This is a genomic window from Rhizobium sp. CFBP 8752, assembly GCF_014842035.1.
Classification (GTDB): Bacteria; Pseudomonadota; Alphaproteobacteria; order Rhizobiales; family Rhizobiaceae; genus Neorhizobium; species Neorhizobium soli.
This window is the reverse complement of the sequence record NZ_JACYUZ010000001.1, coordinates 191,512-215,729: the sequence shown is the minus strand read 5'-3', so window position 1 is coordinate 215,729 and position 24,218 is coordinate 191,512. Positions and strand designations below refer to the sequence as shown.

Below are 24,218 nucleotides of genomic sequence, written 5' to 3'. Positions count from 1 at the left end.
GGAATGGCGCGCCGGATCATGTCCCGCGCGCCGTCTTATAGGATCAAGCAGCTTCGGAAAGCTTCTTGGCCTTTTCAATCGCTTCTTCGATCGAGCCGACCATGTAGAAGGCAGCTTCCGGCAGGTGATCGTATTCGCCGGCAACGAGGCCCTTGAAGCCCTTGATCGTGTCTTCGAGAGCAACCAGCTTGCCCGGCGCACCGGTGAAGACTTCGGCGACGAAGAATGGCTGCGACAGGAAGCGCTCGATCTTGCGGGCGCGCTGAACGGTCATCTTGTCCTCTTCGGACAGTTCGTCCATGCCGAGGATGGCGATGATGTCCTGCAGAGCCTTGTAGCGCTGAAGCGTCGTCTGAACCTTACGAGCGATCTCGTAGTGCTCTTCGCCGACAACCAGCGGGTCGAGCATGCGCGAGGTCGAGTCGAGCGGATCCACAGCCGGGTAGATACCCTTTTCAGCGATCGAGCGCGACAGAACCGTCGTTGCGTCCAAGTGGGCGAACGAGGTTGCAGGAGCCGGGTCGGTCAAGTCGTCGGCGGGAACGTAGATGGCCTGAACCGAGGTGATCGAACCCTTGGTCGTGGTGGTGATGCGTTCCTGCATCTGACCCATGTCGGTCGCAAGCGTCGGCTGATAACCAACGGCCGAAGGAATACGGCCGAGAAGAGCCGACACTTCGGAACCTGCCTGGGTAAAGCGGAAGATGTTGTCCACGAAGAACAGAACGTCCTGGCCCTTGTCGCGGAAGTCTTCAGCGATCGTCAGACCCGTCAGAGCGACGCGAGCGCGCGCACCCGGAGGTTCGTTCATCTGGCCGTAAACGAGAGCTGCCTTCGAGCCTTCGCCGCCGCCATGCTTGTTCACGCCGGATTCGATCATTTCGTGGTAAAGGTCGTTGCCTTCGCGGGTACGTTCACCCACGCCAGCAAATACCGAGTAACCACCGTGCGCCTTGGCGACGTTGTTGATCAGTTCCATGATGAGAACGGTCTTGCCAACGCCGGCACCGCCGAACAGGCCAACCTTACCGCCCTTGGAATAGGGTGCCAAGAGATCGACGACCTTGATGCCGGTTACCAGGATCTGGCCTTCAGTCGACTGCTCGACGTAGGACGGTGCTTCCTGGTGGATCGAGCGCTTGCCCGACGTGATCAGCGGACCAGCTTCGTCGACCGGCTCGCCGATGACGTTCATGATGCGGCCGAGCGTTTCTGGACCAACCGGAACGGTGATCGGAGCGCCGGTATCGGTCACGCGCTGACCGCGGACAAGACCTTCGGTCGAGTCCATGGCGATGGTGCGAACCTGGTTTTCACCAAGATGCTGCGCGACTTCGAGAACGAGGCGGTTGCCGTTGTTCTCTGTTTCAAGCGCGTTGAGGATCGCCGGCAGTTCGCCGTCGAACGCCACGTCGACGACAGCGCCGATAACCTGGGTCACTTTGCCGAGGGACGTGCCCGTTGCGGTAGCCATGATTATTACCCTCTTTCTTTACCTCAGAGCGCTTCCGCGCCCGAAATGATTTCGATGAGTTCCTTGGTGATCTGTGCCTGGCGCTGACGGTTGTAGGAGAGCGTCAGCTTGTTGATCATGTCACCGGCATTGCGCGTCGCGTTGTCCATTGCAGACATCTGCGCGCCATAGAAGGAAGCGTTGTTTTCAAGAAGTGCACGGAAGATCTGCACTGCGATGTTCTTCGGCAGCAGATCTTCCAGGATTTCCTGTTCGCTCGGCTCGTATTCGTAGAGTGCGGCAGAACCGGCATCCGGCTGTGCTGCATCCCTGACGTCGAACTTTGCGGGGATGATCTGCTGGGCAGTTGCCACCTGTGCGATAACCGACTGGAAGCGCGCAAAGAAAAGCGTCGCAACGTCGAATTCTCCGGCGTTGAACAGCTCGAGCACCTTGTGGGCCACTTCGTCGGCCTGGACGAAACCAAGCTGCTTGACTTCGCGGAAGGTCACGTAGTGGACGATGTTGTCCTTGAACGTACGGCGAAGCACGTCGTTGCCCTTGCGGCCGACGGTCAGGATCTTGACCGTCTTGCCCTGTGCAATCAGCTTCAGCGCATGCTCGCGTGCCAGACGGACGATCGAGGAGTTGAAGCCCCCCGCCAGACCACGCTCGCCGGTCGCAACGATCAGGAGATGAACCTGATCCTTGCCAGTCCCGGACAAGAGAAGCGGTGCTTCGGCATTGCCGGCATTGGCAGCCGTGAGGCTGGCCAACACCTTGGTCATACGCTCCGCATAAGGACGGGCAGCCTCGGCCGCCTCCTGTGCACGGCGCAGTTTCGCAGCGGCGACCATTTTCATCGCCCTGGTGATCTTCTGCGTCGCCTTGACGGAGGCGATCCGGTTTTTCAGATCCTTAAGTGAAGGCATCCGTTATCGGTCCTCGATCTAGATCCGTTTTAGGCGAAAGACTTGGCGTAGCTGTCGAGAGCTGCCTTGAGCTTTGCCTTCGTGTCGTCGGAAACCTGCTTCTCGCTGCGGATCGTTTCGAGAACCGCCTTGCCTTCGGAACGAAGGTAGGAGAGCAGACCCTGCTCGAACTTTCCGACATCGGAAACCGCGATCTTGTCGAGGTAGCCGTTGACGCCAGCAAAGATCACCGCAACCTGTTCTTCGGTCTTCAGCGGCGAGAACTGCGGCTGCTTCAGAAGTTCGGTCAGGCGTGCACCGCGGTTGAGCAGGCGCTGGGTCGAGGCGTCGAGGTCGGAGCCGAACTGCGCGAACGCAGCCATTTCACGATACTGGGCAAGCTCGCCCTTGATCGAGCCGGCAACCTGCTTCATCGCCTTGATCTGCGCGGCCGAGCCAACGCGGGACACCGACAGACCGACGTTCACGGCCGGACGGATACCCTGGTAGAACAGGTCGGTTTCAAGGAAGATCTGGCCATCGGTGATCGAGATCACGTTGGTCGGAATAAACGCCGAAACGTCGTTACCCTGGGTTTCGATGACAGGCAGAGCCGTCAGCGAACCGGCGCCACGCTCGTCGGAGAGCTTGGCAGCGCGCTCGAGAAGACGCGAGTGCAGATAGAAGACGTCGCCGGGGTAAGCTTCGCGGCCCGGAGGACGACGCAGCAGCAGGGACATCTGACGATATGCAACGGCCTGCTTGGAAAGGTCGTCATAAGCGATCAGCGCGTGCTGACCGTTGTCGCGGAAGTATTCGCCCATCGCGCAACCGGCGAACGGAGCAAGATACTGCATAGGAGCAGCGTCGGAAGCCGTCGCAGCGACGATGATCGAGTATGGCAGTGCGCCGCGTTCTTCGAGAACCTTGACGAACTGGGCAACCGTCGAGCGCTTCTGGCCGATGGCCACGTACACGCAGAACAGCTTGTCGTTTTCCGGGCCGTTCTCGTGAATGGCCTTCTGGTTCAGGAACGCGTCGAGAATGATCGCGGTCTTGCCGGTCTGACGGTCGCCGATGACGAGCTCGCGCTGGCCGCGGCCAACCGGGATCAGAGCATCGATGGCCTTGAGGCCGGTCGACATCGGTTCATGAACCGACTTGCGCGGGATGATGCCAGGAGCCTTGACGTCGACGCGCGAACGGCGGGTCGCGTTGATCGGGCCCTTGCCGTCGATCGGGTTGCCGAGCGCGTCAACGACGCGGCCAAGCAGTTCTGAACCAACAGGAACGTCAACGATGGCGCCGGTCCGCTTGACGGTGTCGCCTTCCTTGATGTTACGGTCGGAGCCGAAGATAACCACGCCGACATTGTCGGATTCGAGGTTCAGCGCCATACCGCGGACACCGCCCGGGAACTCGACCATTTCACCAGCCTGGACATTGTCGAGGCCGTAAACGCGAGCGATACCGTCACCGACGGACAGAACCTGGCCGACTTCAGAAACTTCGGCTTCCTGGCCGAAGTTCTTGATCTGGTCCTTGAGAATTGCGGAAATTTCCGCTGCACGGATATCCATCAGCCGACCTCTTTCAATGCAAGCTTAAGGGTGGAAAGTTTGGTGCGAAGGGACGTATCGATCTGACGCGACCCGACCTTGACGATCAGGCCACCGAGGATCGACGGATCGATCGTAACGGCGATTGTCACATCCTTGCCGGTGACGCCCTTCAGCGCCGACTTAAGTTCAGTTTCCTGCGCTGGGGTGAGCGCGTGGGCAGACGTTACCTCTGCGGTAACCTCGCCACGATGCTCGGCAGCGATTTGACGGAAGCTACGGATCATGCCCGGCAGAGCAAACAGACGGCGGTTGCCGGCAACGACCTTGATGAAGTTGAGAACGGCACCGGTGATGCCAGCCTTTTCGGCAACGGCTGTCACCGCGTTCTGCTGATCATGGGCGGAAAACACCGGGCTTGCAACCAGACGCCGAAGGTCTTCGCTCTCATCCAGCAACGCCTGAAACCGATCGAGATCGGCGCTGACTTTATCGATGGAACCGGTTTCGAGCGCGAGCTCAAAAAGCGAAGAAGCGTAACGCTCTGCGACACCGGAAATAAGCGGGGACGTGTCAGCCACGGGCACAGTTTCCCTGAATTGCCATCCAAGCGCTGCGCCCTTTTTTAGAGGATCAGCAAGACCTTGAAAATATTTGATTTTTAATCAGAACCAGCGGGGCCTCCACCCCACCCTTTCCGACTTTCGCGGTCCGTCTAGCATAGGATGTAGGGACTCGCAACACGGGAGAGGCGGGAAAACGCCCCTGGGACTAGAGCTTGAGTCGTTTTTATGTCGGACTCCGCTGGAATTGACCGCGTCTGAGATGAACGCTCTTGATTGGATAGCTCAGAGATAGCCGAAGACATAGGCGAGCGGGCCGGCTGAAAGGACAACTTGTAGTAGGAAAATCAGCGTGTTTTTCACAGTTGCGCCACGATCGAAAGCAAACGAGACCAGCCTTCCGAATGCCCCCAGACCAAGCACGATGCCGAGCACCATATAGAACCAGTCCTGGGCAAAGATGATCGGCACGACGCCGAGGCCGACATACTGAGCGCCGGCGGCCCGCACCGATCCATAACCCTCCGGCCGGACATCGCCGACACGGAACGCCGAAAGCCGCAGGCAGGGGCCGGGAAACAGGAGGATGAGGAGCCCGATGAGAGCCGTCGCGGCAGCGCAGACAAACGCCAGCTGCTCGCCGGTCTCGGTGGGGAAATACAATTCCATGGAATCCTCGAATCGTTCTTGTGCGGCGATTTTATCGAAAGCGGTAAACAACTCGCAAAGATAGGATCAGAGAAAACTCTGAGGATCGATATCGAGCTGGATCTGCACCGTACCACGGACCTTCGGGCCGGCAGACATCATCGCCTTCAGGAAAGCCTGCATGTCGGAATTGCGCCGTCCGTGCACCAAAAGCCGGAATCGATGGCGGCCGCGTACCAGCGCGAGCGGCGCTTCAGCTGGACCAAGCACGGAAATCCCGGTCACCCTTGGTGCGGCCGCGCGCAATCCCCGTGCATGGGTTTCCGCATCGGCGCGCGTATCGGCCGAGACGATCAGCGACGCAAGCCGCCCGAACGGCGGCAGGATCGCCTTTTCGCGCTCTGCGATCTCACGCTCGTAGAACGCGCCCGCATCGCCTGAGACGATTGCCTGCATGACGGGATGCTGCGGCTGGAACGTCTGGATCAGGCCATGGCTCTTCAACCCTGTTCGCCCGGCGCGGCCCGTTACCTGGCTGAGCAACTGGAACGTCCTCTCGGCGGCCCGCGGGTCGCCGTTCGACAGGCCGAGATCTGCATCGACGATGCCGACCAGCGTCATCAGCGGAAAGTTGTGGCCCTTCGCCACCAGCTGCGTGCCGATCACTATATCCACATCGCCCTTGGCGATCGCATCGAGCTCCATCCGCAGCCGTTTGACGCCGCCGAGCAGGTCCGACGACATGACGATGGTGCGCGCTTCCGGAAAATGCTTCTCCACCTCTTCCGCGATCCGCTCCACGCCCGGCCCGCAGGCGACGAGGTGGTCGAACGTCCCGCATTCCGGGCAGGCTTCCGGCGTATGTTCGTGATAGCCGCACTGATGGCACTGGATCTGGTTTCTGAAGCGATGCTCCACCAGCCAGCTCGAACATTGCGGGCACTGGAAGCGGTGGCCGCAGACACGGCAGAGCGTCAGCGGCGCATAGCCGCGACGGTTCAGAAACAGCAGCGACTGCTCGCCGCGCTCCAGCGCCTTCTTCATGCCGCGCAGGAGAATGGGCGAGAGGAACCCACCGCGTTCCGGCGGATGGCGGCGCATGTCGACGAGATGCAGGTCCGGCAGTGCTGCATCACCAAAGCGGGTCGGCAGGTGGACCGTCGTGTAGCGCCCGGAGAGCCCGTTGACCTGGCTTTCCACTGAAGGCGTCGCCGACACCAGCACGATCGGAAAATCGCCGATCCGGGCCCGCACCACCGCCATGTCGCGGGCATTGTAGAAGACGCGGTCCTCCTGCTTGTAGGCAGGGTCGTGTTCTTCGTCGATGACGATCAGCCCCAGATCCTCGAACGGCAGGAACAGAGCCGAACGGGCCCCGGCAACCACCCTCACCTCCCCCGTCACGACGCCGCGCCAGACTTTCTCACGGATACGGGGGGATAGATCCGAATGCCATTCGGCAGGCTTTGCCCCGAACCGCTGCTCGAACCGATCGAGAAAGCTCGACGTGAGTGCGATTTCCGGCAACAGGATCAGAACCTGCTTGTCTTGTCGGAGCGCCTGGGCAATCGCCTCGAAATAGACTTCCGTCTTGCCGGACCCGGTGACGCCATCGATCAGCGAGGCGGCAAACCCGCCGGCGCTAACCGAAGCGACGATCTCTTCGGCCGCCCCCTTCTGAGGTCCCTCGATACGGGGCGCGGTGTATTCCGGGTCCGGCCTTGCCACGACCGGCGGCGGCGGCAGGAAAATCGTGTCGAACACACCCTGCTTGATCAATCCGTCGACGACGCTCAGTGAAACGCCGGCCGCATGCGCAAGGCCGCTGCGGGTCCAGGGCGCTTCCTGCTCTTTCGCAAGGTCCAGCACCCGGGTTCTGGCCGGTGTCAGTCGCGACGGCTCGCCGCCGATAAAGCGCAGCCCCTCCACCATAGGTTCCGGATCGAGCGCTGCCGGAGCCCGGATCGCCATGCGGGCCACGAAACCCGGCGGCGACAGCGTGTAGGCCGAGACCCAGTCGACGAAATCGCGCATCTCCTTGGAGAGCGGCGGGCAATCGAAAGCGAGCGTGATCGGTCGAAGCTTCTTCGGGTCGAGCGTGCTGTCGTCTGCGCCATCCCACACGACGCCGATCATCTGGCGTGGGCCGACCGGCACCTGCACGACCGAACCGGGCACAACAGTCAGTCCCTCGGGCACGGCATAGCTATACGGACCCGGCACCGGCAAAGGCACCAGGACCGGCACGACGGCCGCGACGGGCTTATCGAGGAGCGGACCGAACAGGTCGGACGAATCTGTGTCCATGGCGGGACCATGCCCAAAACCGGAACGAAAGGGAACCGCTGTTTGGCGCTCCCCGCCGTTGACGACACACATCGCGGCGTGAAATTTAGGTTGTATCATAAATAAATATTAACTATAGGTAGAGTCCTAACCGGAGTGGGGGCTACGGATGTTCTGCAAGTCGATGACGACGCTTGTCGTGCCTGCTATTCTGCTGGCCGGCTGCAATATTCATCCTCTGCCAGAGGATTTCTCCAAGCCGGATACGACCTACCAGATTGTCGCCAAGGTGCGCTGCGAGGCGCGCGATGCCATCCGCGAGATCGCCACGGGGCTACTGCGCGAATACGGATCCCCGGCGGAGAAGCAGCTCTCTGCAGAGCTTCTAGCCGGGACGGTAACCTATGCCGATGCTTTCACACGCCGCTACAGCCCGGACATCAGTCTCTATTTCGACCGCTATGCCAAGTCGTTCATCGCTTACGACTTTCAGCTCAACATGACAGAAATGGACAGCCACGGGTTTTCGTTGGGCCTGCTCAACCCGTTCTCGAACGGCACCCGCAGTCTCGGACTGGGCAGCAGCGTCGATCTGTCCCGCCAAAACAACCGCAGCTTTCGTGTCACCGATGAATTTGCGAAGCTGGCGACCGAGGTCAACGATTTATACTGTGCGCCGAAAGCGAGAAGCGGCAACCTCATCTACCCGATCGTCGGACGGATCGGCTTGAAGGAAACGCTCGAGACATTCGTGTGGCTTAACGAGAAAGGCAATCTCAAAGCCCCAAGCGGCACCGACGTGATCACCATGGCCGATACGCTGGAATTCTCGACCACGCTGAAGGGAAATATCGATCCGAAGATCGAGCTCAACCCGGTGACCTCAGGTGTCACGATATCGAGCCTCGGCATGACGAATTCCGCGTCGCGCATCCACAAGCACCGGCTGCTGTTTGCACTCTCCATGCCGACGCTGACGGAAGAGAAAGAGAAACTGAGACAAAAACCGAAGCCGCAGAAGATGACGCCGACGGCGCCCGCGCGGCCGAGGCAACAGCCTGCGACATCGGCAGTGTCTGCGACCGAAGAGCGGGCGATCAAAGAGCTCGATCGCCAGCAGTATCTACGCCTGAACCGGGGCCTGGAGCGCTTCCTCGAGGACTACTGATTGTGGCACAAACTGCGCATCGCCGTCGGCTGCGAGACCGAAAACCGTATGCCGCTCCAGCGCCTTGGTGACCTCGACGACGTCACCCTCCAGCTGGTCCGGTTGGATCATGTGCCCGATGGTGAAATCGAACTGGTTGCCCTTCTTGTTGAGGAGCTCATGGAACACCGTCATGTCGCGCAGCTCGGTCGACCATTTGGCAAGCCAGTAGAACAGCCCGGAATTGCGCGCCGTCATGTGGACCGGCAGGATCGGCAGATTGTATTTGCGGGCAAGTCCGACGGCCGAGGTCTTCCACGGACGCTCGTTCAGCCGACCATTTTCCCAGTAGGCGATACGGCCGGACGGGAACAGGATCATCACCTTGCCCTCCTCGACCGCCTTGTTGGTGAGAACCAGCGTCTCGCGGGTCTTGAGCTTGCTCTTGTGATCGTCTCGCCATTCGACGGGAATGATCATCTCGGCAAAACGCGGATTGACCCGCACCGCATCGCGGTTGGCAAACACCATCAGGTCCGGACGGCGCGACTTCAACAGGTCGAACACGGCGACGCCGTCGGCAATGCCGGTCGGATGGTTGCTGACGAGGATGAAACCGCCCTTTTCGGGGATCCGCTCCTCGTTTTTGACCGAAAGCTTCAGCTTCAGATGCGCGCTCAAATATTCGAAACACTGGTAGCCGGATTTCGGCGCGATATCGTCGGCGAACTCGATCGCCCGGCCGTAGCGCAGCAGCGTGTAGAGAAACGGACGCATGACCGGCCAGAACGGACTGCCGACGATCCGCTTGCCCCGCTCGGCGATGAGGGTATCGACGATGTGGCCCGGACGCCCTTGAGATACGCGTGCGATGGCTTCGGCGACCTGGCCGAAGCTCGTCATGGAATCACGGCGGTCCATTAAAACTCCTTGAAGCGGGTCCCCACTGGAGCAGGCCCGCATGATATTACGATGGCAGGGTTACCGCGCCTTTAGGGATTCCGTAACGATGCTGGGAGCAATCTGGGGCGGCATGCCACGGAAATCAACGTCGCCCTCATGAACGAACTGCTCATTATCGCCGCTCCCGATCTTCTCGAGAGGCGCCGCGAATGGCTGGAAAGCCTGAGTGGCGAGCGCCGGCTGTCGCCCAACACGCTTGACGCCTATGAGCGCGACACCCGACAATTCCTGACTTTTCTGACCACGCACCTCGCCGGACCGCCGACGATTGCGGACATCCATACGCTGCGTCCGGCAGACTTGAGAAGTTTTCTGGCTGCACGTCGCCGCGAAGGCTCCGGTGCGCGTTCGCTCGGCCGTCACCTCGCGGGACTGCGGTCGTTCCTGCGGTATCTGGAGCGCAAGGGACTGGTGAACGCCGCAGCAGCCGGTGCCATCCGTGCCCCGCGCCAGCCGAAATCGCTGCCAAAGCCGCTGACTGACACCCAGGCTCTGAACATCGTCACCTCAGAGGCGCAACTACACGAGGAGCCGTGGATCGCGGCACGGGATGCAGCCATCCTGACGCTGCTCTACGGCTGCGGCCTGCGCATTTCCGAAGCGCTGGGCCTGACGCCCGCCGATGTCGACGCAGGCGCAACCTCCCTTCGCATTCTCGGCAAAGGCGGCAAAATGCGCATCGTGCCGCTGCTTCCGGTCATCCTCGAAGCGGTCGAGACCTATAGGAAACTCTGCCCCTACCACCTCGCCGCCGATGCCCCGATGTTCCGCGGTGCGCGCGGCAAGACGCTTCAGCCGGCGATCATCCAGCGCGAGATGCAGAAGCTCAGAAGCGCGTTCAACCTGCCGGACAGCGCCACGCCGCATGCGCTGCGCCATTCGTTTGCGACCCATCTTCTCGCCGGAGGCGGCGATCTGCGCACGATCCAGGAACTGCTGGGACATGCCAGCCTTTCCACCACGCAGGTCTATACGGGCGTCGATACGTCGAGACTGCTCGAAGTCTACGACCGCGCCCATCCAAGGGCATGAACCCATCCTTAACCACATCGGTTAAGCCGCTGTTCGAGCAGTCCCGCTAGGGTGAGCCCTACAATTGGGACTGATGACATGATCCGCAGCATTTTCGCCGGCACAATCCTTCAACGCGCCCAGACGGCTGCGCTTTGGTTGCTTGCCGCCCTGCACGTTCTGCTGCTGGCCTCGGTCTGCCTCGTGATCACCTCGCTTGCCGCACGCGCGGAGACGCCGGCCTGCACCGGGCGGGACCTGATCGCGGAGATGAAGGCCAACGATCCGGCCGCCTATCGGCAGGTTGTCGCAGAGGGCGAAAAAATTCCCAACGGCCGCGGCATCTTCTGGAAAATCGAGAAAGCCGGCCTCCCCCCGTCCTACCTTCTCGGCACCATGCATGTGACCGATCCACGCGTTCTGAAAATGCCTGAGGGCGCAGATGCCGCGCGCGAGGAAGCAAAGACTATCGTCGTCGAATCGGACGAAGTGCTCGACGAGCAGAAGGCGATGGCGGGCATGCTGTCCAAGCCGGAGCTGACGATGTTTACCGACGGCAGCTCGATCGAGAGCCTGCTGACGAAGGACGATCTCGCACTTCTCACCGATGCCCTGAAACAGCGCGGCGTGCCGCTCGCTGCCGTCTCACGCATGAAGCCCTGGCTGCTGATGGGCCTGGTCTCGATGCCCGCCTGCGAGATGGCCCGCAAGACCCAGAACACCGCCTTCCTCGACAAGCAGCTGGCGCTCGATGCGGCGAAAGCCGGCAAGTCGGTGAAGGGGCTTGAGACCTTTGCCGAGCAGCTTTCGACGTTGGCTGCCATTCCGGTCGATATCCACATGAAGTCGCTGATCGAGGCGATCAAGCTCGGTCCCAAGCTGGACGACGTGTTCGAGACGATGACCGGGCTCTATCTGTCCGGCGACATGGGCATGACCATCCCCTTCCTGAAGACCGTCGTGCCTGAGGGCGAGGACGATGATAGCGGCTATGCCGAATTCGAGGAACTGGTGGTGCGCAAGCGCAACCTGCTGATGGCCGAACGCGCAGCACCCATCCTCAACGAAGGCAGCACCTTCATCGCCGTCGGCGCACTGCACCTGCCGGGCAATGACGGCCTGGTCGAGCTTTTGCGCAAACAGGGTTTCACAGTCACCGCTGTGAACTGAGCCCCCTGGCGAGGGACGTACACCCGTCAACCGGACACAAAAAAACCGACCCTGTTACCGGGCCGGTTTTCCGATGCGATATTGTCGCCGATTACATATGGATCGGCTTGGCAAAGGTCGCGAGTGCGGCTTCCTTGACGGCTTCCGACAGGGTCGGGTGAGCGTGGCAGGTCCGGCCGAGATCTTCCGACGAACCGCTGAATTCCATCAGCACGGCAATCTCGTGGATCATGTCGCCGGCGCCGAAGCTGACGATATGGCCGCCGAGAACGCGATCGGTTTCCTTGTCGGCGAGGATCTTGACGAAGCCGTCGGTGGCAAGCATCGCGCGGGCGCGACCGTTCGCCGTGAACGGGAACTTGCCGACCTTGTAGGCGATGCCTGCAGCCTTCAACTCTTCTTCCGTGCGGCCGACCGATGCCACTTCCGGCTGGGTGTAAACGACAGACGGAATGACGTCGTAGTTCACGTGTCCGTGCTGGCCGGACAGGATTTCGGCAAGCGCGACGCCCTCGTCTTCGGCCTTGTGGGCCAGCATCGGGCCCTTCACCACGTCGCCGATCGCGTAAATGCCGGCAACATTGGTCTTGTAGCCGCCGTCGATTTCGACGCGACCGCGATTGTCGAGCGCAACGCCTGCTTCTTCGAGGCCAAGGCCTGCTGTGTATGGCTTGCGGCCGGTGGAGATCAGCACGACATCGGCTTCGAGGCTGACGGCATCGCCACCCTTGACCGGCTCATAGGTGACCTTGGCGCCGGTTTCAGTCTTCTCGACGCCGGTAACCTTGGCTTCGGTACGGATGTCCATGCCCTGCTTGGCCATCATGCGCTGGAACTGCTTGGAAACGTCCGCGTCCATCGAGCCGAGCAGCTTGTCGAGATATTCGATCACGGTGACCTTGGCGCCGAGACGCGACCAGACCGAACCGAGTTCCATACCGATGACACCGCCGCCGACGACGATCATGTTGGCCGGGACCTTGTCGAGCGTGAGACCGCCCGTCGAGGAGACGATGACCTTCTCGTCGATGTCGACATTGACGCCGGGAATCCCGGCGATGTCGGAGCCGGTGGCGATGACGATGTTCTTCGTCTCGATTTCCTGGACCTTGCCGTCTTCACCGGTCACCGAAACCTTGCCGGCCGAAACGATCTTGCCGGTGCCGATGAAACCGTCGATCTTGTTCTTCTTGAACAGGAAGGCGACGCCGTCGGTGTTCGACTTTACCGTCGCATCCTTGTGCGCCATCATCTTCGAAAGGTTCAGCGTGGGTGCCGGAACCTCGACGCCGAGTTCTTCGACGCCATGCGCCACATGCGCAAACATTTCCGAAGCATGCAGCAGCGCCTTGGAGGGAATGCAGCCGATGTTGAGGCAGGTACCGCCATAGGTGGAGCGCTTTTCGACGACGGCGACTTTCAGCCCAAGCTGGGCCGCCTTGATTGCGCAGACATAGCCGCCCGGGCCGGATCCGATTACGACAACATCATAAGCCATCAGACTATCCTTTTGATTGAGCAGGAGGCGGTCACACGAACAGTGCGATCATCATCAGCGCGAGGCCGACGAGGCTGACCAGCCATACAAGCGAGCGGACATACGGAATGCCCTTGAGATAAAGTGGAATGTAGACGATCCGCGCCACCAGCCAGACCGCAGCCCCGAACAGACCGAAGCCCGACGAGTCACCCGTCAGGATCATCGCCAGCAGCAAGCCGATAAAGGCGGGATAGGTTTCCTGGTAGTTTCGCGAAGCGCGGGCCGCACGACCGGCCATCACGCTCTGGGGTTCGTTGTCGCCGTCACGCGGACCGGCATTCCATGCCGTGCCGCGATCCTTGGTGGCGAAATTCCCCTGCAGCAGAATATGCACGAGAAGCAGGACGACACTCAGGCACAGAAGTACCAGGAGATAGGTCGCATTGGCTGAAGCGGCGTCCATTTTGCTCTCCGTAGCTTACAGATCGAGAACCAGACGTTCCGGATCTTCGAGGCTTTCCTTGACGCGCACGAGGAAGGTGACCGCTTCCTTGCCGTCGACGATACGGTGATCGTAGGACAGCGCCAGATACATCATAGGACGGATCACGACCTGACCGCCGATCGCGACCGGACGCTCCTGGATCTTGTGCATGCCGAGGATACCCGACTGCGGCGCGTTGAGGATCGGCGACGACATCAGCGAACCGTAGACGCCACCGTTGGTGATCGTGAACGTGCCGCCCTGCATGTCTGCCATCGACAGCGTACCATCGCGGGCAGCCTTGGCGAGACGGCCAAGTTCCTTTTCGACACCGGCGATCGAGCGCTGGTCGGCATCGCGGATGACAGGAACGACGAGCCCCTTGTCGGTGCCGACGGCCATGCCGACGTGGCAGTAGTTCTTGTAGATGAGGTCTGTGCCGTCGATCTCGGCGTTGACGGCCGGGAGTTCCTTCAGCGCGTGCGTGACGGCCTTGGTGAAGAAGCCCATGAAGCCCAGCTTCACGCCGTGCTTCTTCTCGAACACGTCCTTGTAGCGGTTGCGAAGATCCATCACGGCCTTCATGTCCACCTCGTTATAGGTGGTGAGCATGGCGGCTGTGTTCTGGGCATCCTTGAGGCGCTTGGCGATCGTCTGGCGCAGACGCGTCATCTTCACGCGCTCTTCGCGCGATGCATCGTCAGCCGACGAAACCGGGCGCGGAGCTGCCGGAACCGAAGCCGGAGCGGCAGGAGCAGCCGGGCCCTTGGAAATGGCAGCGATCACATCGCCCTTCAGGACCTGACCGCGCTTGCCCGAACCGTCGACATCCGAGGTGGAGATGTTGTTGTCGGCAGCAACCTTGGCGGCAGCCGGTGCTGGCGGCATGGACGAGCCACCAGCAGGCGCTGCGGCGGCAGCAGGTGCCTGAGCAGCAGCAGCGGGTTCGGCAGCCTTTGCCGGAGCAGCTTCGACCGGCTGTGCAGCAGGAGCTGCAGTGCCGGCAGCAGCACCGCCGGCCGAGATCTGGCCGAGCAGCGCGTCGAGGCCGACGGTCTCGCCGTTCTGGGCGACGATCTCTGTCAGAACGCCGGATGCTGGAGCTGGGACTTCGACGGTAACCTTGTCGGTTTCCAGTTCGACCAGCGGCTCATCGGCCTTGACCGTGTCGCCGACCTTCTTGAACCAGGTGCCGACGGTTGCCTCGCTGACGGACTCGCCGAGGGTAGGGACGCGGATTTCGGTGGCCATGATCTATTTTCCGTGTTTGTCAGATATCGTTTCGGAGCAATTGGTGGAGACGGCTGAAAAATCAGCCGCCGAGAGCGTCTTCGAGGAAGGCTTCCAGCTGTGCCAGATGCTTGGACATCAGGCCGGTTGCAGGCGATGCTGCTGCCGGACGGCCCGTGTAACGGACGCGCTGATACTTGGCATCGATATGCGCCAGAACCCATTCCAGATACGGATCGATGAACGACCACGAACCCATGTTCTTCGGCTCTTCCTGGCACCAGACCATTTCCGCATTGCGGAAGCGGCTGAGCTCGTTGATGAGCGCCTTGGCAGGGAACGGATAGAGCTGTTCGATGCGCAGCAGGTAGATGTCGTCGATGCCGCGCTTTTCGCGCTCTTCCAGCAGATCGTAATAGACCTTGCCCGAGCACATCACGACGCGACGGATCTTCGCATCCTTCTGCAGCTTGATCGGACCGTCCTTGATCATCTCCGCATCGTCCCACAGCAGGCGGTGGAACGAGCTTTCGCCCGCCATTTCCGCCAGCGTCGAGGTCGCGCGCTTGTGGCGCAGCAGCGACTTCGGCGTCATCAGGATCAGCGGCTTGCGGAAGTCGCGCTTCACCTGACGGCGCAGGATGTGGAAGTAGTTGGATGGCGTCGTGACGTTTGCGACCTGCATGTTGTCTTCGGCGCACATCTGGAGCCAGCGTTCCAGGCGGGCGGAGGAGTGCTCCGGACCCTGCCCTTCGTAGCCGTGCGGCAGAAGGCAGACGAGACCGGACATGCGCAGCCACTTGCGTTCGCCCGACGAGATGAACTGGTCGAACACGACCTGCGCGCCGTTGGCGAAGTCACCGAACTGGGCTTCCCAGAGCGTCAGCGCGTTTGGACGCGCCAGCGAGTAGCCGTATTCGAACCCGAGCACCGCTTCTTCCGACAGCATCGAGTTGATGACTTCGTACTTGCCCTGGCCAGCCTGAAGGTTGGAAAGCGGGATGTAGCGCTCTTCGGTTTCCTGATCGTATAGAACCGAGTGACGCTGGGAGAACGTGCCGCGTTCGCAATCCTGACCCGAAAGACGGATCTTCGTGCCTTCGACGGTGAGCGATCCAAACGCCAGCGCTTCCGCCATGGCCCAGTCGATCCCTTCACCGGTCTCGATCATCTGCGCACGGTTATCCATGAAACGCTTGATCGTACGGTGGGCGTTGAAGCCTTCCGGAATGGTCGAAAGCTTGCGACCGATCTCTCTCAGATCCTTGATCGGCATCGCGGTCTTGCCGCGGCGCTGCTCGTCGGCATTGTCGGCGGAGCGAAGACCCGACCACTGGCCGTCAAGCCAGTCGGCCTTGTTGGGCTTGTAGCTCTGGCCGGCCTCGAACTCGGTTTCGAGATTGGCGCGCCAGTCGGCCTTCATCTTCTCGAATTCGCCTTCGGTGATGACACCTTCGCCGATCAGACGTTCGGCATAGATCTCGGCCACGGCCTTGTGCGCGCGGATGACCTTGTACATTTTCGGCTGCGTGAACGCAGGCTCGTCGCCTTCGTTATGGCCGAACCGGCGGTAGCAGAACATATCAACCACGACCGGCTTGTGGAACTTCATCCGGTATTCGATGGCGATCTTGGCCGCGTAGACGACCGCTTCAGGATCGTCGCCGTTGACGTGGAAGATCGGTGCCTCGATCATCTTGGCAACATCAGACGGATAAGGCGACGAACGCGAGAAGCCAGGATTGGTGGTAAAGCCGATCTGGTTGTTGATGATGACATGCATCGTGCCGGCCACGCGGTGGCCGCGCAGACCCGACAGGCCGAGAATTTCAGCCGTCACGCCCTGGCCGGCAAAGGCCGCATCACCGTGCAGCAGCAGCGGCAGAACCTTGGCGCGCTCGGACAGCGGAATGATGTTGTCCTTGTCCCAGACCTTGGTCAACATGTCCTGCTTGGCGCGGGCCTTGCCCATGACGACAGGGTTAACGATTTCCAGGTGAGACGGGTTGGCGGTCAGCGACAGGTGAACCTTGTTGCCGTCGAACTCGCGGTCCGACGAGGCACCCAGATGGTACTTCACGTCGCCCGAACCCTCGACTTCGTCGGGCTTGAACGAACCGCCCTTGAACTCGTGGAACACGGCGCGATGTGGCTTACCGAGGACGTTGGTCAAGACGTTCAGACGACCGCGGTGGGCCATGCCGAGGATGACTTCCTCGAGGCCTTCCTGACCGCCGCGCTTGATGATCTGCTCCAACGCCGGGATAAGCGATTCACCGCCATCCAGGCCGAAACGCTTGGTGCCCTTGAAGCGCACGTCGAGGAACTGCTCGTAGCCTTCGGCTTCGACCAGCTTCGAAAGGATTGCCTTCTTGCCTTCAGGCGTGAACGTGACGCCCTTGGCGGGACCTTCGATACGCTCCTGGATCCAGCCCTTTTCCTCGGGGTTGGACATGTGCATGAATTCGACGCCGATGGTCGAGCAATAGGTGCGCTCGAGGATCTCGATCATTTCGCGAACGGACGCGTATTCAAGGCCGAGAACGTTGTCGATGAAGATCTTGCGATCGTAATCGCTCTCTTCGAAGCCGTAGGACTTCGGCGACAGCTCGTTGTAATCGTCGACCGGGCTCGCGATCCCGAGCGGATCGAGCTTGGCATGAAGGTGGCCGCGCATGCGGTAGGCACGGATCATCATGATGGCGCGCACGCTGTCGCGGGTCGCCTGCAGAACGTCGGTCTGCTGCACCGGCTGGCCGGTCACTGCGGCAGATGCTTCCGCCTTTGCCTTGACCTTGGTCTCGATCGCCTTTTCGACGATCGGCCAGTTGCCGTCGAGTGCCGAGATCAGATCGCCATTGGCAGGGATCGGCCAGTTCGAACGTTTCCAGGAGGCGCCCTGCGCGGCCTTCCTGACATCTTCGGGGCTGTCTGCCAGCGCCTTGAAGAAGGCCTGCCATTCCTCGGAAAGCGACGTTGGATCACTTTCGTAGCGCCCATAGAGCTGCTCGATATAGGCAGCGTTCGCACCATCGAGGAAAGACGTGATGAGGAACTGTTCGTTGGCTTCTTGCCGTGCCATTGCTTCCCGCGGGCGCCGCGCCCGCCTCCTGACCTGATCGGCACCGGATGAATTGACCGGAAACCGCATTCTCTGACGTATGGCTCGATACCGCTGCGAGCGGCGCCGCTCTTTTATAGACCTACCTGGGGTAGACCTACCCTGGAGCGACTTACCCGCAGGTCGCATGCAGCAACCCGCGGGTCATTTGATGTCTGGTCCATCGCCGTCTATCTATCGGCGATGGGTGACCTTTATGTGGCGTTAGCCCTTGAGGACTTCAACCAGCGTCGTGCCGAGACGTGCCGGTGAAGGCGAAACCTTGATACCGGCTGCTTCCATGGCAGCGATCTTGGATTCCGCATCGCCCTTGCCGCCGGAAACGACAGCACCGGCATGGCCCATGGTGCGACCCTTCGGAGCGGTCCGGCCGGCGATGAAGCCTGCCATCGGCTTCTTGCGGCCCTTCTTGGCTTCGTCGATCAGGAACTGTGCCGCTTCTTCTTCAGCCGAGCCGCCGATTTCGCCGATCATGATGATCGACTGCGTGGCTTCGTCTGCGAGGAACATTTCCAGGATGTCGATGAACTCGGTGCCCTTGACCGGGTCACCACCGATGCCGACAGCCGTCGTCTGGCCGAGGCCTTCGTTGGATGTCTGGAATACAGCTTCGTAAGTCAGCGTGCCGGAGCGCGACACGATACCGACCGAACCCTTGCGGAAGATCGAGCCCGGCATGATGCCGATCTTGCATTCTTCCGGCGTCAGAACGCCCGGGCAGTTCGGGCCGAGCAGGCGCGAGTTGGAACGGTCGAGGCGGGCCTTGACGCGAACCATGTCCATGACCGGAATGCCTTCGGTGATGCAGGTGATGAACGGGATCTCGGCTTCGATCGCCTCGATGATCGCGTCAGCTGCACCGGCCGGCGGAACGTAGATCACGGACGCATCGGCGCCGGTCTTTTCCTTGGCTTCGGCGACAGTCGCATAGATCGGCAGGCTTTCGCCCTTCGAACCGGTCCAGGTTTCGCCACCCTTCTTCGGATGGATACCGCCGACCATCTGCGTGCCGTAGTAGGCAAGCGCCTGTTCGGTGTGGAACGTGCCGGTCTTGCCGGTCAGGCCCTGAACCAGGACCTTGGTATTCTTATTGACGAGAATAGACATTATCAGGTCCCCAAATTAGGCTTTGATCGCCGCGACGATCTTCTTGGCAGCATCGTCGAGATCGTCAGCAGCCGTGATCGCAAGACCCGATTCGTTGAGGATCTTCTTGCCCAGCTCGACATTGGTGCCTTCGAGGCGCACGACGAGCGGAACCTTGAGGCCGACTTCCTGAACCGCTGCGACAACGCCTTCGGCGATGACGTCGCACTTCATGATGCCGCCGAAGATGTTGACGAGGATGCCCTCGACCTTCGGGTCAGCCGTGATGATCTTGAAGGCTGCAGCGACCTTCTCCTTGCCGGCGCCACCGCCGACGTCGCAGAAGTTTGCAGGCTCTTTGCCGTACAGCTTGATGATGTCCATCGTCGCCATCGCGAGACCGGCACCGTTGACCATGCAGCCGATGTTGCCGTCGAGCGCCACGTAAGCGAGGTCCCACTTGGACGCTTCGATTTCCTTGGCGTCTTCTTCCGACTCGTCGCGCAGCGCCTTGACGTCGTCATGGCGGAAGATCGCGTTGCCGTCGAACGACATCTTGGCATCGAGAACGCGCAGATGATCGTCCTTCATGACGATCAGCGGGTTGATCTCGAGGAGCGCCATGTCCTTCTCGTTGAAGGCCTTGTAAAGCAGCGGGAACAGCGACTTTGCATCTTCCGCAGCAGCACCCGACAGTTCAAGCGCCGAAGAGATCGCAGCGATGTCTGCTTCAGTCACGCCGGCTTCCGGATCGATCGCGATCGTGTGGATCTTCTCGGGCGTGTCGTGAGCGACAGCTTCGATGTCCATGCCGCCTTCGGTCGAAACGACGAAGGCAACGCGGCCGACCGAGCGGTCGACGAGCAGCGAGCAATAGAGTTCGCGGGCAATGTCTGCGCCATCTTCGATATAGAGGCGGTTGACCTGCTTGCCGGCATCGCCGGTCTGCGCGGTCACCAGCGTGTTGCCGAACATTTCCTTGGCATGGCTCTTGGCTTCATCGATCGAGAAAGCCAGGCGAACGCCGCCCTTGGCTTCCGGTCCGAGTTCCTTGAACTTGCCCTTGCCGCGGCCACCTGCGTGGATCTGGCTCTTGACCACGTAAAGCGGACCCGGCAGCTGCTTTGCAGCAGCTTCGGCTTCTTCTGCGGAGAAGATTGCAACACCTTCCGCAACCGGTGCGCCATAACCCTTCAGGAGGGCCTTGGCCTGATATTCATGAATGTTCATCGACGTATCCTTAAATCCGTGCGCCCGAAGGCGATTACTTCAGCGCAGGCGCGATATTGATGCAGGCTTCGCAGAGAGCCGAAACAGCGCCGACCGACTTCGCGAAGGCAGCTTCTTCGTCTTTGTTGAATTCGACTTCGATGATCCGCTCGATACCACCGGCACCGATGATCGTGGGAACGCCGACATACATGTCCTTCACGCCGTACTGGCCGGACAGGTAAGCCGCGGCAGGCAGAACGCGCTTCTTGTCCTTGAGGAAGGATTCGGCCATCTCGATCGCCGAAGCAGCCGGAGCGTAGTAGGCAGAACCGGTCTTCAACAGGCCGACGATTTCTGCGCCACCGTCACGGGTGCGCTGGATGATTTCTTCGAGACGCTCGGCAGTGACCCAGCCCATCTTGACGAGATCGGTCAGCGGAACGCCGCCGACAGTCGAGTAGCGGGCGAGCGGCACCATCGTGTCGCCATGGCCGCCAAGAACGAAGGCCGTGACGTCCTGGACGGAAACGTTGAACTCTTCCGACAGGAACAGGCGGAAGCGAGCCGAGTCGAGCACGCCGGCCATGCCGACGACCATGTTCTTTGGCAGGCCGGAGAACTTCTGCAGCGCCCAGACCATCGCGTCGAGCGGGTTGGTGATGCAGATGACGAATGCGTTCGGGGCATATTTCTTGATGCCGGCGCCGACCTGTTCCATCACCTTCAGGTTGATGCCGAGCAGATCGTCGCGGCTCATGCCGGGCTTGCGGGCAACGCCGGCCGTGACGATGCAGACGTCAGCGCCTTCGATGGCGGAATAGTCGCTGGCACCGGAAAGCTTGGCGTTGAAGCCTTCGACGGGACCGGACTGGGCAATATCGAGGCCCTTGCCCTGCGGGATACCGTCAGCAATGTCGAAGAGGACGATGTCGCCCAGCTCCTTCAGGCTGGCAAGATGCGCCAGCGTGCCACCGATCATGCCCGAACCAATAAGTGCAATTTTCTTGCGCGCCATCGAAAAGCTTCCTCTCAAGACTTTACCTGCGTCAAGTCATAGCAGGTTCACGTGCGGCGCCACCGATAGCGCCATATCGGAAAAATCGCAATCGATTATTTCGGAGTGATATTTTTCAATCGGTTAGATATCAATTACCTTACGTAAACGTAAGAACTTCTGTCATGAAAGTGTCAGGCTTCTTGACGCTTTGCGTTGTGCAGGGCGAGGTAATCGGTGCTCCGCATCTCCCAGAGACGGGAGATTGTTCGATCGAACTCGAACCCCTCGGTGCCGCGCTTCTCCAACAAAAGCTGATCCGGTTCGCTCGCGGCGGAGACGTAGAGTCTGACCGAATGGTCGTAGAACGCATCGACGAGATTGATGAAGCGCTTGGTTGCGTTGCGCTTTTCGGGTCCGAGCTGCGGGACGTGCTCAATGAAGACAGCGTCAAAGCGATCGGCGATCGCCAGATAGTCCGACGCGCCTAGCGGTTTTTCACACAAGTCCGAGAAGCTGAACCGTGCAGCCCGGCCGGACGCCAGCGGCACCTTGATGGTGCGACCTTTCATCGGCAACTCGACAGGGCTCGCCTTCTCGCCGTCGATCACCTGATGCCAGGTGTTTTCGATCGCGAGATCCGCTTGGGGGCTGAGAGGCGTCACATAGACGGGCAGGCTCGCCAGCTTCTGCATCCGGTAGTCGGTTGGCGAGTCCAGCGTGACGACATCCACGTAGCGGCCGAGCAGCGCGATGAACGGCGTGAACAGACCGCGGTTGAGGCCATCCCTGTAGAGATCGTCGGGGGCTACGTTCGATGTCGCGACGAGAACGCATCCAAGGCCGAACAATTCCGTGAACAGACGTGCAAGGATCATAGCATCAGTGATATCGGTCACCGAGAATTCGTCGAAGCAGAGAAGTTCCGCTTCTGCGAACAGGGCCGCAGCGATTGGCGGCACCGGATCTGCCTGTTTCGTCTCGCCGCGTTTCAGCTTTTGACGGTGCTCGTGGATACGTCCATGCACGTCAGCCATGAATTCGTGAAAGTGCAGACGCCGCTTTTTTGCGATGGATGCCTTCTTGAAGAACATGTCCATCAGCATGGTCTTGCCGCGACCGACGCTGCCATGCACATAAAGCCCGCGGATTTCCCGCGGCTTGCCGCCACCGCGGGCAAACAGCCAGCCGAGAGCACTCGTCTTCTTGGCTGGCTTCGTGTCTCTGAAGCATTTGAGTATGTGGTCGAGCTTGGCGGCCACCTGCATCTGCGCAGTGTCCGGCGTCAGCACCCCGGACGCCGCCAGTGCCTTCAGCTCTTCACCGACGCTTGATGTGTAGTCCGGGATCGGCTCCACCCTGCCGCCTCCGCAGACCGTTTACCGGCTGAGACCGAGAGGCTGGCCCGAATTGGTGGTGCCGTCGAAACGGGTATCGCCGCTCTTGTAGACGCGGCCGATGACGTCGCCGGCGCGGTTCTTGAACTGAACCATCTTGCCCGACACCTCCCACGAACCCATCGTCGTCAGTTCGCCGGAGCAGCCACGGGTGCCGCCGCGCGATCCGCTGCCGAGATTGGTCAGCGTCAGGAACATGTCGCAGGACGAGCCGCCATTGGCAACGCGCCAGTTGCCGACCATCTGCTGCTTGGTAATATCGAGAGCATTGCCAGGCGCCGCAGCATTCGGATCGACGGATGCCATCTGCTGGCCACCCTGAGGCGCCGTCGGATATTGGGCTGCACCACCCGGAGGTGGAAGCTGGCCGCCCTGCACACCCTGAACAGGCTGTGCCTGGAGCGGCGCGGGCCGGGACGGCTGTGCTGGCAGATCAGCATAAGAGGAGGTATTGGACGTCCGCTGGCAACCGGCAAGAGCCAGCGCAAGAACAACGCCTGTCGCCACATATCTGAACTGCATCACAAAACTCCTGCTTTCAGCCGCATCTCTGCATGGAACTGATCCATTCAATTGAGACGGAATTACCGTAAAAGGACTTAGTTAATCAAGTCATACCGGCGCTATTTGGCGAAGGCACGACAACTGTCACGATTACGCGAGCTGTTTTAATCGAAAAATCCCGACCGTGCGTCTGCAGGGTCGGGATACTGTAAGGTTTTACTAGACGCGGCGCTCGACCATCATCTTCTTGATTTCGGCAATCGCCTTGGCAGGGTTCAGACCCTTCGGGCAGGTCTGCGCGCAGTTCATGATCGTGTGGCAGCGATAGAGCCGGAACGGATCCTCGAGATTGTCGAGGCGTTCGCCCTTGGCTTCGTCTCTGGAGTCGATCAGCCAGCGATAGGCCTGAAGCAGAACAGCCGGACCGAGATAGCGGTCGCCGTTCCACCAGTAGCTGGGACAGGATGCCGAGCAGCAGGCGCAGAGAATGCACTCGTAGAGACCGTCGAGCTTCTGGCGGTCGTCGTGGCTCTGCTTCCACTCCTTGGCAGGCGTCGGCGAGACGGTCTTCAGCCAGGGCTCGATCGAGCGGTGCTGGGCGTAGAAGTTCGTGAGATCCGGAACCAGGTCCTTGACCACAGGCATATGCGGCAGCGGATAGACTTTGACCGTTCCCTTCACGTCGTCCATGCCCTTGGTGCAGGCAAGCGTGTTTGTGCCGTCGATGTTCATGGCGCAGGAACCGCAAATGCCTTCGCGGCACGAACGGCGCAGTGTCAGCGTCGGGTCGATATTGTTCTTGATGTAGAGAAGACCATCGAGAACCATCGGGCCGCAGTCGTCGATATCGATGTAGAACGTATCGATGCGCGGGTTCTGGCCGTCATCCGGGCTCCAGCGGTAGACGCGGTATTCCCGGACGTTCGTGGCACCATCCGGCTTCGGCCAGACCTTGCCTTCGGTCATCTGGGAATTCTTGGGCAGAGCGAGTTCAACCAT

The 24,218-nt window shown here is 60.6% G+C and carries 20 protein-coding genes; 3 read left to right on the top strand and 17 right to left on the bottom strand.

What is annotated here, in order from left to right; translation table 11 throughout:
* Nucleotides 1-43: 43 nt before the first annotated feature.
* The 6 genes from atpD to IFT59_RS00965 form a co-directional block, all read right to left on the bottom strand.
* On the bottom strand, nucleotides 44-1,474 hold the full coding sequence (gene atpD, locus IFT59_RS00990; RefSeq protein ID WP_062581713.1) for a F0F1 ATP synthase subunit beta: 1,431 nt from the start codon (nucleotides 1,472-1,474) through the stop codon (nucleotides 44-46).
* Nucleotides 1,475-1,497: 23 nt separating this feature from the next.
* Nucleotides 1,498-2,385: a F0F1 ATP synthase subunit gamma gene (locus tag IFT59_RS00985; protein WP_062581712.1), complete on the bottom strand. Its 888-nt coding sequence runs from the start codon at nucleotides 2,383-2,385 to the stop codon at nucleotides 1,498-1,500.
* 29 nt (nucleotides 2,386-2,414) lie between these two features.
* Nucleotides 2,415-3,944, bottom strand: coding sequence for a F0F1 ATP synthase subunit alpha (gene atpA, locus IFT59_RS00980; RefSeq protein WP_192085734.1), 1,530 nt, complete (start codon nucleotides 3,942-3,944; stop codon nucleotides 2,415-2,417).
* Entirely contained in the window at nucleotides 3,944-4,510 is a 567-nt protein-coding gene (locus tag IFT59_RS00975) for a F0F1 ATP synthase subunit delta (protein ID WP_062581709.1), read from the bottom strand. The genes atpA and IFT59_RS00975 overlap by 1 nt, the downstream gene beginning before the upstream one ends.
* 261 nt (nucleotides 4,511-4,771) lie before the next feature.
* Nucleotides 4,772-5,155 carry an AGROH133_08824 family phage infection protein gene (locus IFT59_RS00970; RefSeq protein ID WP_062462528.1) on the bottom strand — a complete coding sequence of 128 codons (384 nt, stop codon included), beginning with the start codon at nucleotides 5,153-5,155 and terminating at the stop codon, nucleotides 4,772-4,774.
* A gap of 66 nt (nucleotides 5,156-5,221) precedes the next feature.
* Nucleotides 5,222-7,441 carry a primosomal protein N' gene (locus IFT59_RS00965; RefSeq protein ID WP_192085732.1) on the bottom strand — a complete coding sequence of 740 codons (2,220 nt, stop codon included), beginning with the start codon at nucleotides 7,439-7,441 and terminating at the stop codon, nucleotides 5,222-5,224.
* 148 nt (nucleotides 7,442-7,589) lie between these two features.
* On the opposite strand from IFT59_RS00965, the gene IFT59_RS00960 reads away from it, so the two are divergent.
* Nucleotides 7,590-8,588, top strand: a complete 999-nt coding sequence (locus IFT59_RS00960; protein ID WP_062462522.1) for a hypothetical protein — start codon at nucleotides 7,590-7,592, stop codon at nucleotides 8,586-8,588.
* On the opposite strand, the gene IFT59_RS00955 is transcribed toward IFT59_RS00960, so the two are convergent.
* Nucleotides 8,544-9,488, bottom strand: a complete 945-nt coding sequence (locus tag IFT59_RS00955; protein ID WP_192085730.1) for a GNAT family N-acetyltransferase — start codon at nucleotides 9,486-9,488, stop codon at nucleotides 8,544-8,546. The two genes, IFT59_RS00960 and IFT59_RS00955, sit on opposite strands and share 45 nt — an antisense overlap.
* 138 nt (nucleotides 9,489-9,626) lie before the next feature.
* On the opposite strand from IFT59_RS00955, the gene IFT59_RS00950 reads away from it, so the two are divergent.
* Together IFT59_RS00950 and IFT59_RS00945 are read left to right on the top strand one after the other, a co-directional pair.
* Entirely contained in the window at nucleotides 9,627-10,562 is a 936-nt protein-coding gene (locus IFT59_RS00950) for a tyrosine recombinase XerC (protein WP_192085728.1), read from the top strand.
* 78 nt (nucleotides 10,563-10,640) lie between these two features.
* Nucleotides 10,641-11,711 (top strand): TraB/GumN family protein, encoded by a 1,071-nt coding sequence (locus IFT59_RS00945; RefSeq protein WP_192085726.1) that lies wholly within the window; start codon nucleotides 10,641-10,643, stop codon nucleotides 11,709-11,711.
* Nucleotides 11,712-11,802: 91 nt separating this feature from the next.
* Here IFT59_RS00945 and lpdA read toward each other — a convergent pair whose 3' ends face one another.
* The 10 genes from lpdA to IFT59_RS00895 all read right to left on the bottom strand — a co-directional run bounded on the left by lpdA (nucleotide 11,803) and on the right by IFT59_RS00895 (nucleotide 24,218).
* A complete protein-coding gene (lpdA, locus tag IFT59_RS00940) occupies nucleotides 11,803-13,209 on the bottom strand; it encodes a dihydrolipoyl dehydrogenase (protein ID WP_092659328.1) in 1,407 nt (468 codons plus the stop codon).
* A 31-nt stretch (nucleotides 13,210-13,240) separates the two neighbouring features.
* Nucleotides 13,241-13,654, bottom strand: coding sequence for an MAPEG family protein (locus tag IFT59_RS00935; RefSeq protein ID WP_062581695.1), 414 nt, complete (start codon nucleotides 13,652-13,654; stop codon nucleotides 13,241-13,243).
* Nucleotides 13,655-13,669: 15 nt separating this feature from the next.
* Nucleotides 13,670-14,926: a 2-oxoglutarate dehydrogenase complex dihydrolipoyllysine-residue succinyltransferase gene (odhB, locus tag IFT59_RS00930; RefSeq protein ID WP_192085721.1), complete on the bottom strand. Its 1,257-nt coding sequence runs from the start codon at nucleotides 14,924-14,926 to the stop codon at nucleotides 13,670-13,672.
* A 61-nt stretch (nucleotides 14,927-14,987) separates the two neighbouring features.
* Nucleotides 14,988-17,987 (bottom strand): 2-oxoglutarate dehydrogenase E1 component, encoded by a 3,000-nt coding sequence (locus IFT59_RS00925; protein WP_062581691.1) that lies wholly within the window; start codon nucleotides 17,985-17,987, stop codon nucleotides 14,988-14,990.
* A 243-nt stretch (nucleotides 17,988-18,230) separates the two neighbouring features.
* Nucleotides 18,231-19,133 carry a succinate--CoA ligase subunit alpha gene (gene sucD, locus IFT59_RS00920; RefSeq protein WP_174197137.1) on the bottom strand — a complete coding sequence of 301 codons (903 nt, stop codon included), beginning with the start codon at nucleotides 19,131-19,133 and terminating at the stop codon, nucleotides 18,231-18,233.
* A 15-nt stretch (nucleotides 19,134-19,148) separates the two neighbouring features.
* Nucleotides 19,149-20,342, bottom strand: coding sequence for an ADP-forming succinate--CoA ligase subunit beta (gene sucC / locus IFT59_RS00915; RefSeq protein ID WP_062581685.1), 1,194 nt, complete (start codon nucleotides 20,340-20,342; stop codon nucleotides 19,149-19,151).
* Between the two features lie 34 nt (nucleotides 20,343-20,376).
* A complete protein-coding gene (gene mdh / locus IFT59_RS00910; protein WP_092659322.1) occupies nucleotides 20,377-21,339 on the bottom strand; it encodes a malate dehydrogenase in 963 nt (320 codons plus the stop codon).
* Between the two features lie 173 nt (nucleotides 21,340-21,512).
* The gene (zapE, locus tag IFT59_RS00905; RefSeq protein WP_113166658.1) at nucleotides 21,513-22,676 is read right to left on the bottom strand and encodes a cell division protein ZapE; all 1,164 of its coding nucleotides are present in this window, start codon (nucleotides 22,674-22,676) and stop codon (nucleotides 21,513-21,515) included.
* 21 nt (nucleotides 22,677-22,697) lie between these two features.
* Nucleotides 22,698-23,237 (bottom strand): protease inhibitor Inh/omp19 family protein, encoded by a 540-nt coding sequence (locus IFT59_RS00900; RefSeq protein ID WP_192085720.1) that lies wholly within the window; start codon nucleotides 23,235-23,237, stop codon nucleotides 22,698-22,700.
* A gap of 201 nt (nucleotides 23,238-23,438) precedes the next feature.
* Complete coding sequence (locus IFT59_RS00895; protein ID WP_062462483.1) at nucleotides 23,439-24,218, bottom strand: succinate dehydrogenase iron-sulfur subunit; 780 nt, start codon at nucleotides 24,216-24,218, stop codon at nucleotides 23,439-23,441.

Excerpts from the sequence above, each read along its gene's own strand:
- atpA (WP_192085734.1), bottom strand. The coding sequence starts at position 3,944 with ATGGATATCCGTGCAGCGGAAATTTCCGCAATTCTCAAGGACCAGATC.
- IFT59_RS00985 (WP_062581712.1), bottom strand. The coding sequence starts at position 2,385 with ATGCCTTCACTTAAGGATCTGAAAAACCGGATCGCCTCCGTCAAGGCG.
- lpdA (WP_092659328.1), bottom strand. The coding sequence starts at position 13,209 with ATGGCTTATGATGTTGTCGTAATCGGATCCGGCCCGGGCGGCTATGTC.
- mdh (WP_092659322.1), bottom strand. The coding sequence starts at position 21,339 with ATGGCGCGCAAGAAAATTGCACTTATTGGTTCGGGCATGATCGGTGGC.
- IFT59_RS00895 (WP_062462483.1), bottom strand. The coding sequence starts at position 24,218 with ATGGTTGAACTCGCTCTGCCCAAGAATTCCCAGATGACCGAAGGCAAG.
- IFT59_RS00950 (WP_192085728.1), top strand. The coding sequence starts at position 9,627 with ATGAACGAACTGCTCATTATCGCCGCTCCCGATCTTCTCGAGAGGCGC.
- odhB (WP_192085721.1), bottom strand. The coding sequence starts at position 14,926 with ATGGCCACCGAAATCCGCGTCCCTACCCTCGGCGAGTCCGTCAGCGAG.
- sucD (WP_174197137.1), bottom strand. The coding sequence starts at position 19,133 with ATGTCTATTCTCGTCAATAAGAATACCAAGGTCCTGGTTCAGGGCCTG.
- atpD (WP_062581713.1), bottom strand. The coding sequence starts at position 1,474 with ATGGCTACCGCAACGGGCACGTCCCTCGGCAAAGTGACCCAGGTTATC.
- IFT59_RS00960 (WP_062462522.1), top strand. The coding sequence starts at position 7,590 with ATGTTCTGCAAGTCGATGACGACGCTTGTCGTGCCTGCTATTCTGCTG.
- IFT59_RS00925 (WP_062581691.1), bottom strand. The coding sequence starts at position 17,987 with ATGGCACGGCAAGAAGCCAACGAACAGTTCCTCATCACGTCTTTCCTC.
- IFT59_RS00955 (WP_192085730.1), bottom strand. The coding sequence starts at position 9,488 with ATGGACCGCCGTGATTCCATGACGAGCTTCGGCCAGGTCGCCGAAGCC.
- IFT59_RS00945 (WP_192085726.1), top strand. The coding sequence starts at position 10,641 with ATGATCCGCAGCATTTTCGCCGGCACAATCCTTCAACGCGCCCAGACG.
- IFT59_RS00970 (WP_062462528.1), bottom strand. The coding sequence starts at position 5,155 with ATGGAATTGTATTTCCCCACCGAGACCGGCGAGCAGCTGGCGTTTGTC.
- IFT59_RS00965 (WP_192085732.1), bottom strand. The coding sequence starts at position 7,441 with ATGGACACAGATTCGTCCGACCTGTTCGGTCCGCTCCTCGATAAGCCC.
- IFT59_RS00935 (WP_062581695.1), bottom strand. The coding sequence starts at position 13,654 with ATGGACGCCGCTTCAGCCAATGCGACCTATCTCCTGGTACTTCTGTGC.
- sucC (WP_062581685.1), bottom strand. The coding sequence starts at position 20,342 with ATGAACATTCATGAATATCAGGCCAAGGCCCTCCTGAAGGGTTATGGC.
- IFT59_RS00900 (WP_192085720.1), bottom strand. The coding sequence starts at position 23,237 with ATGCAGTTCAGATATGTGGCGACAGGCGTTGTTCTTGCGCTGGCTCTT.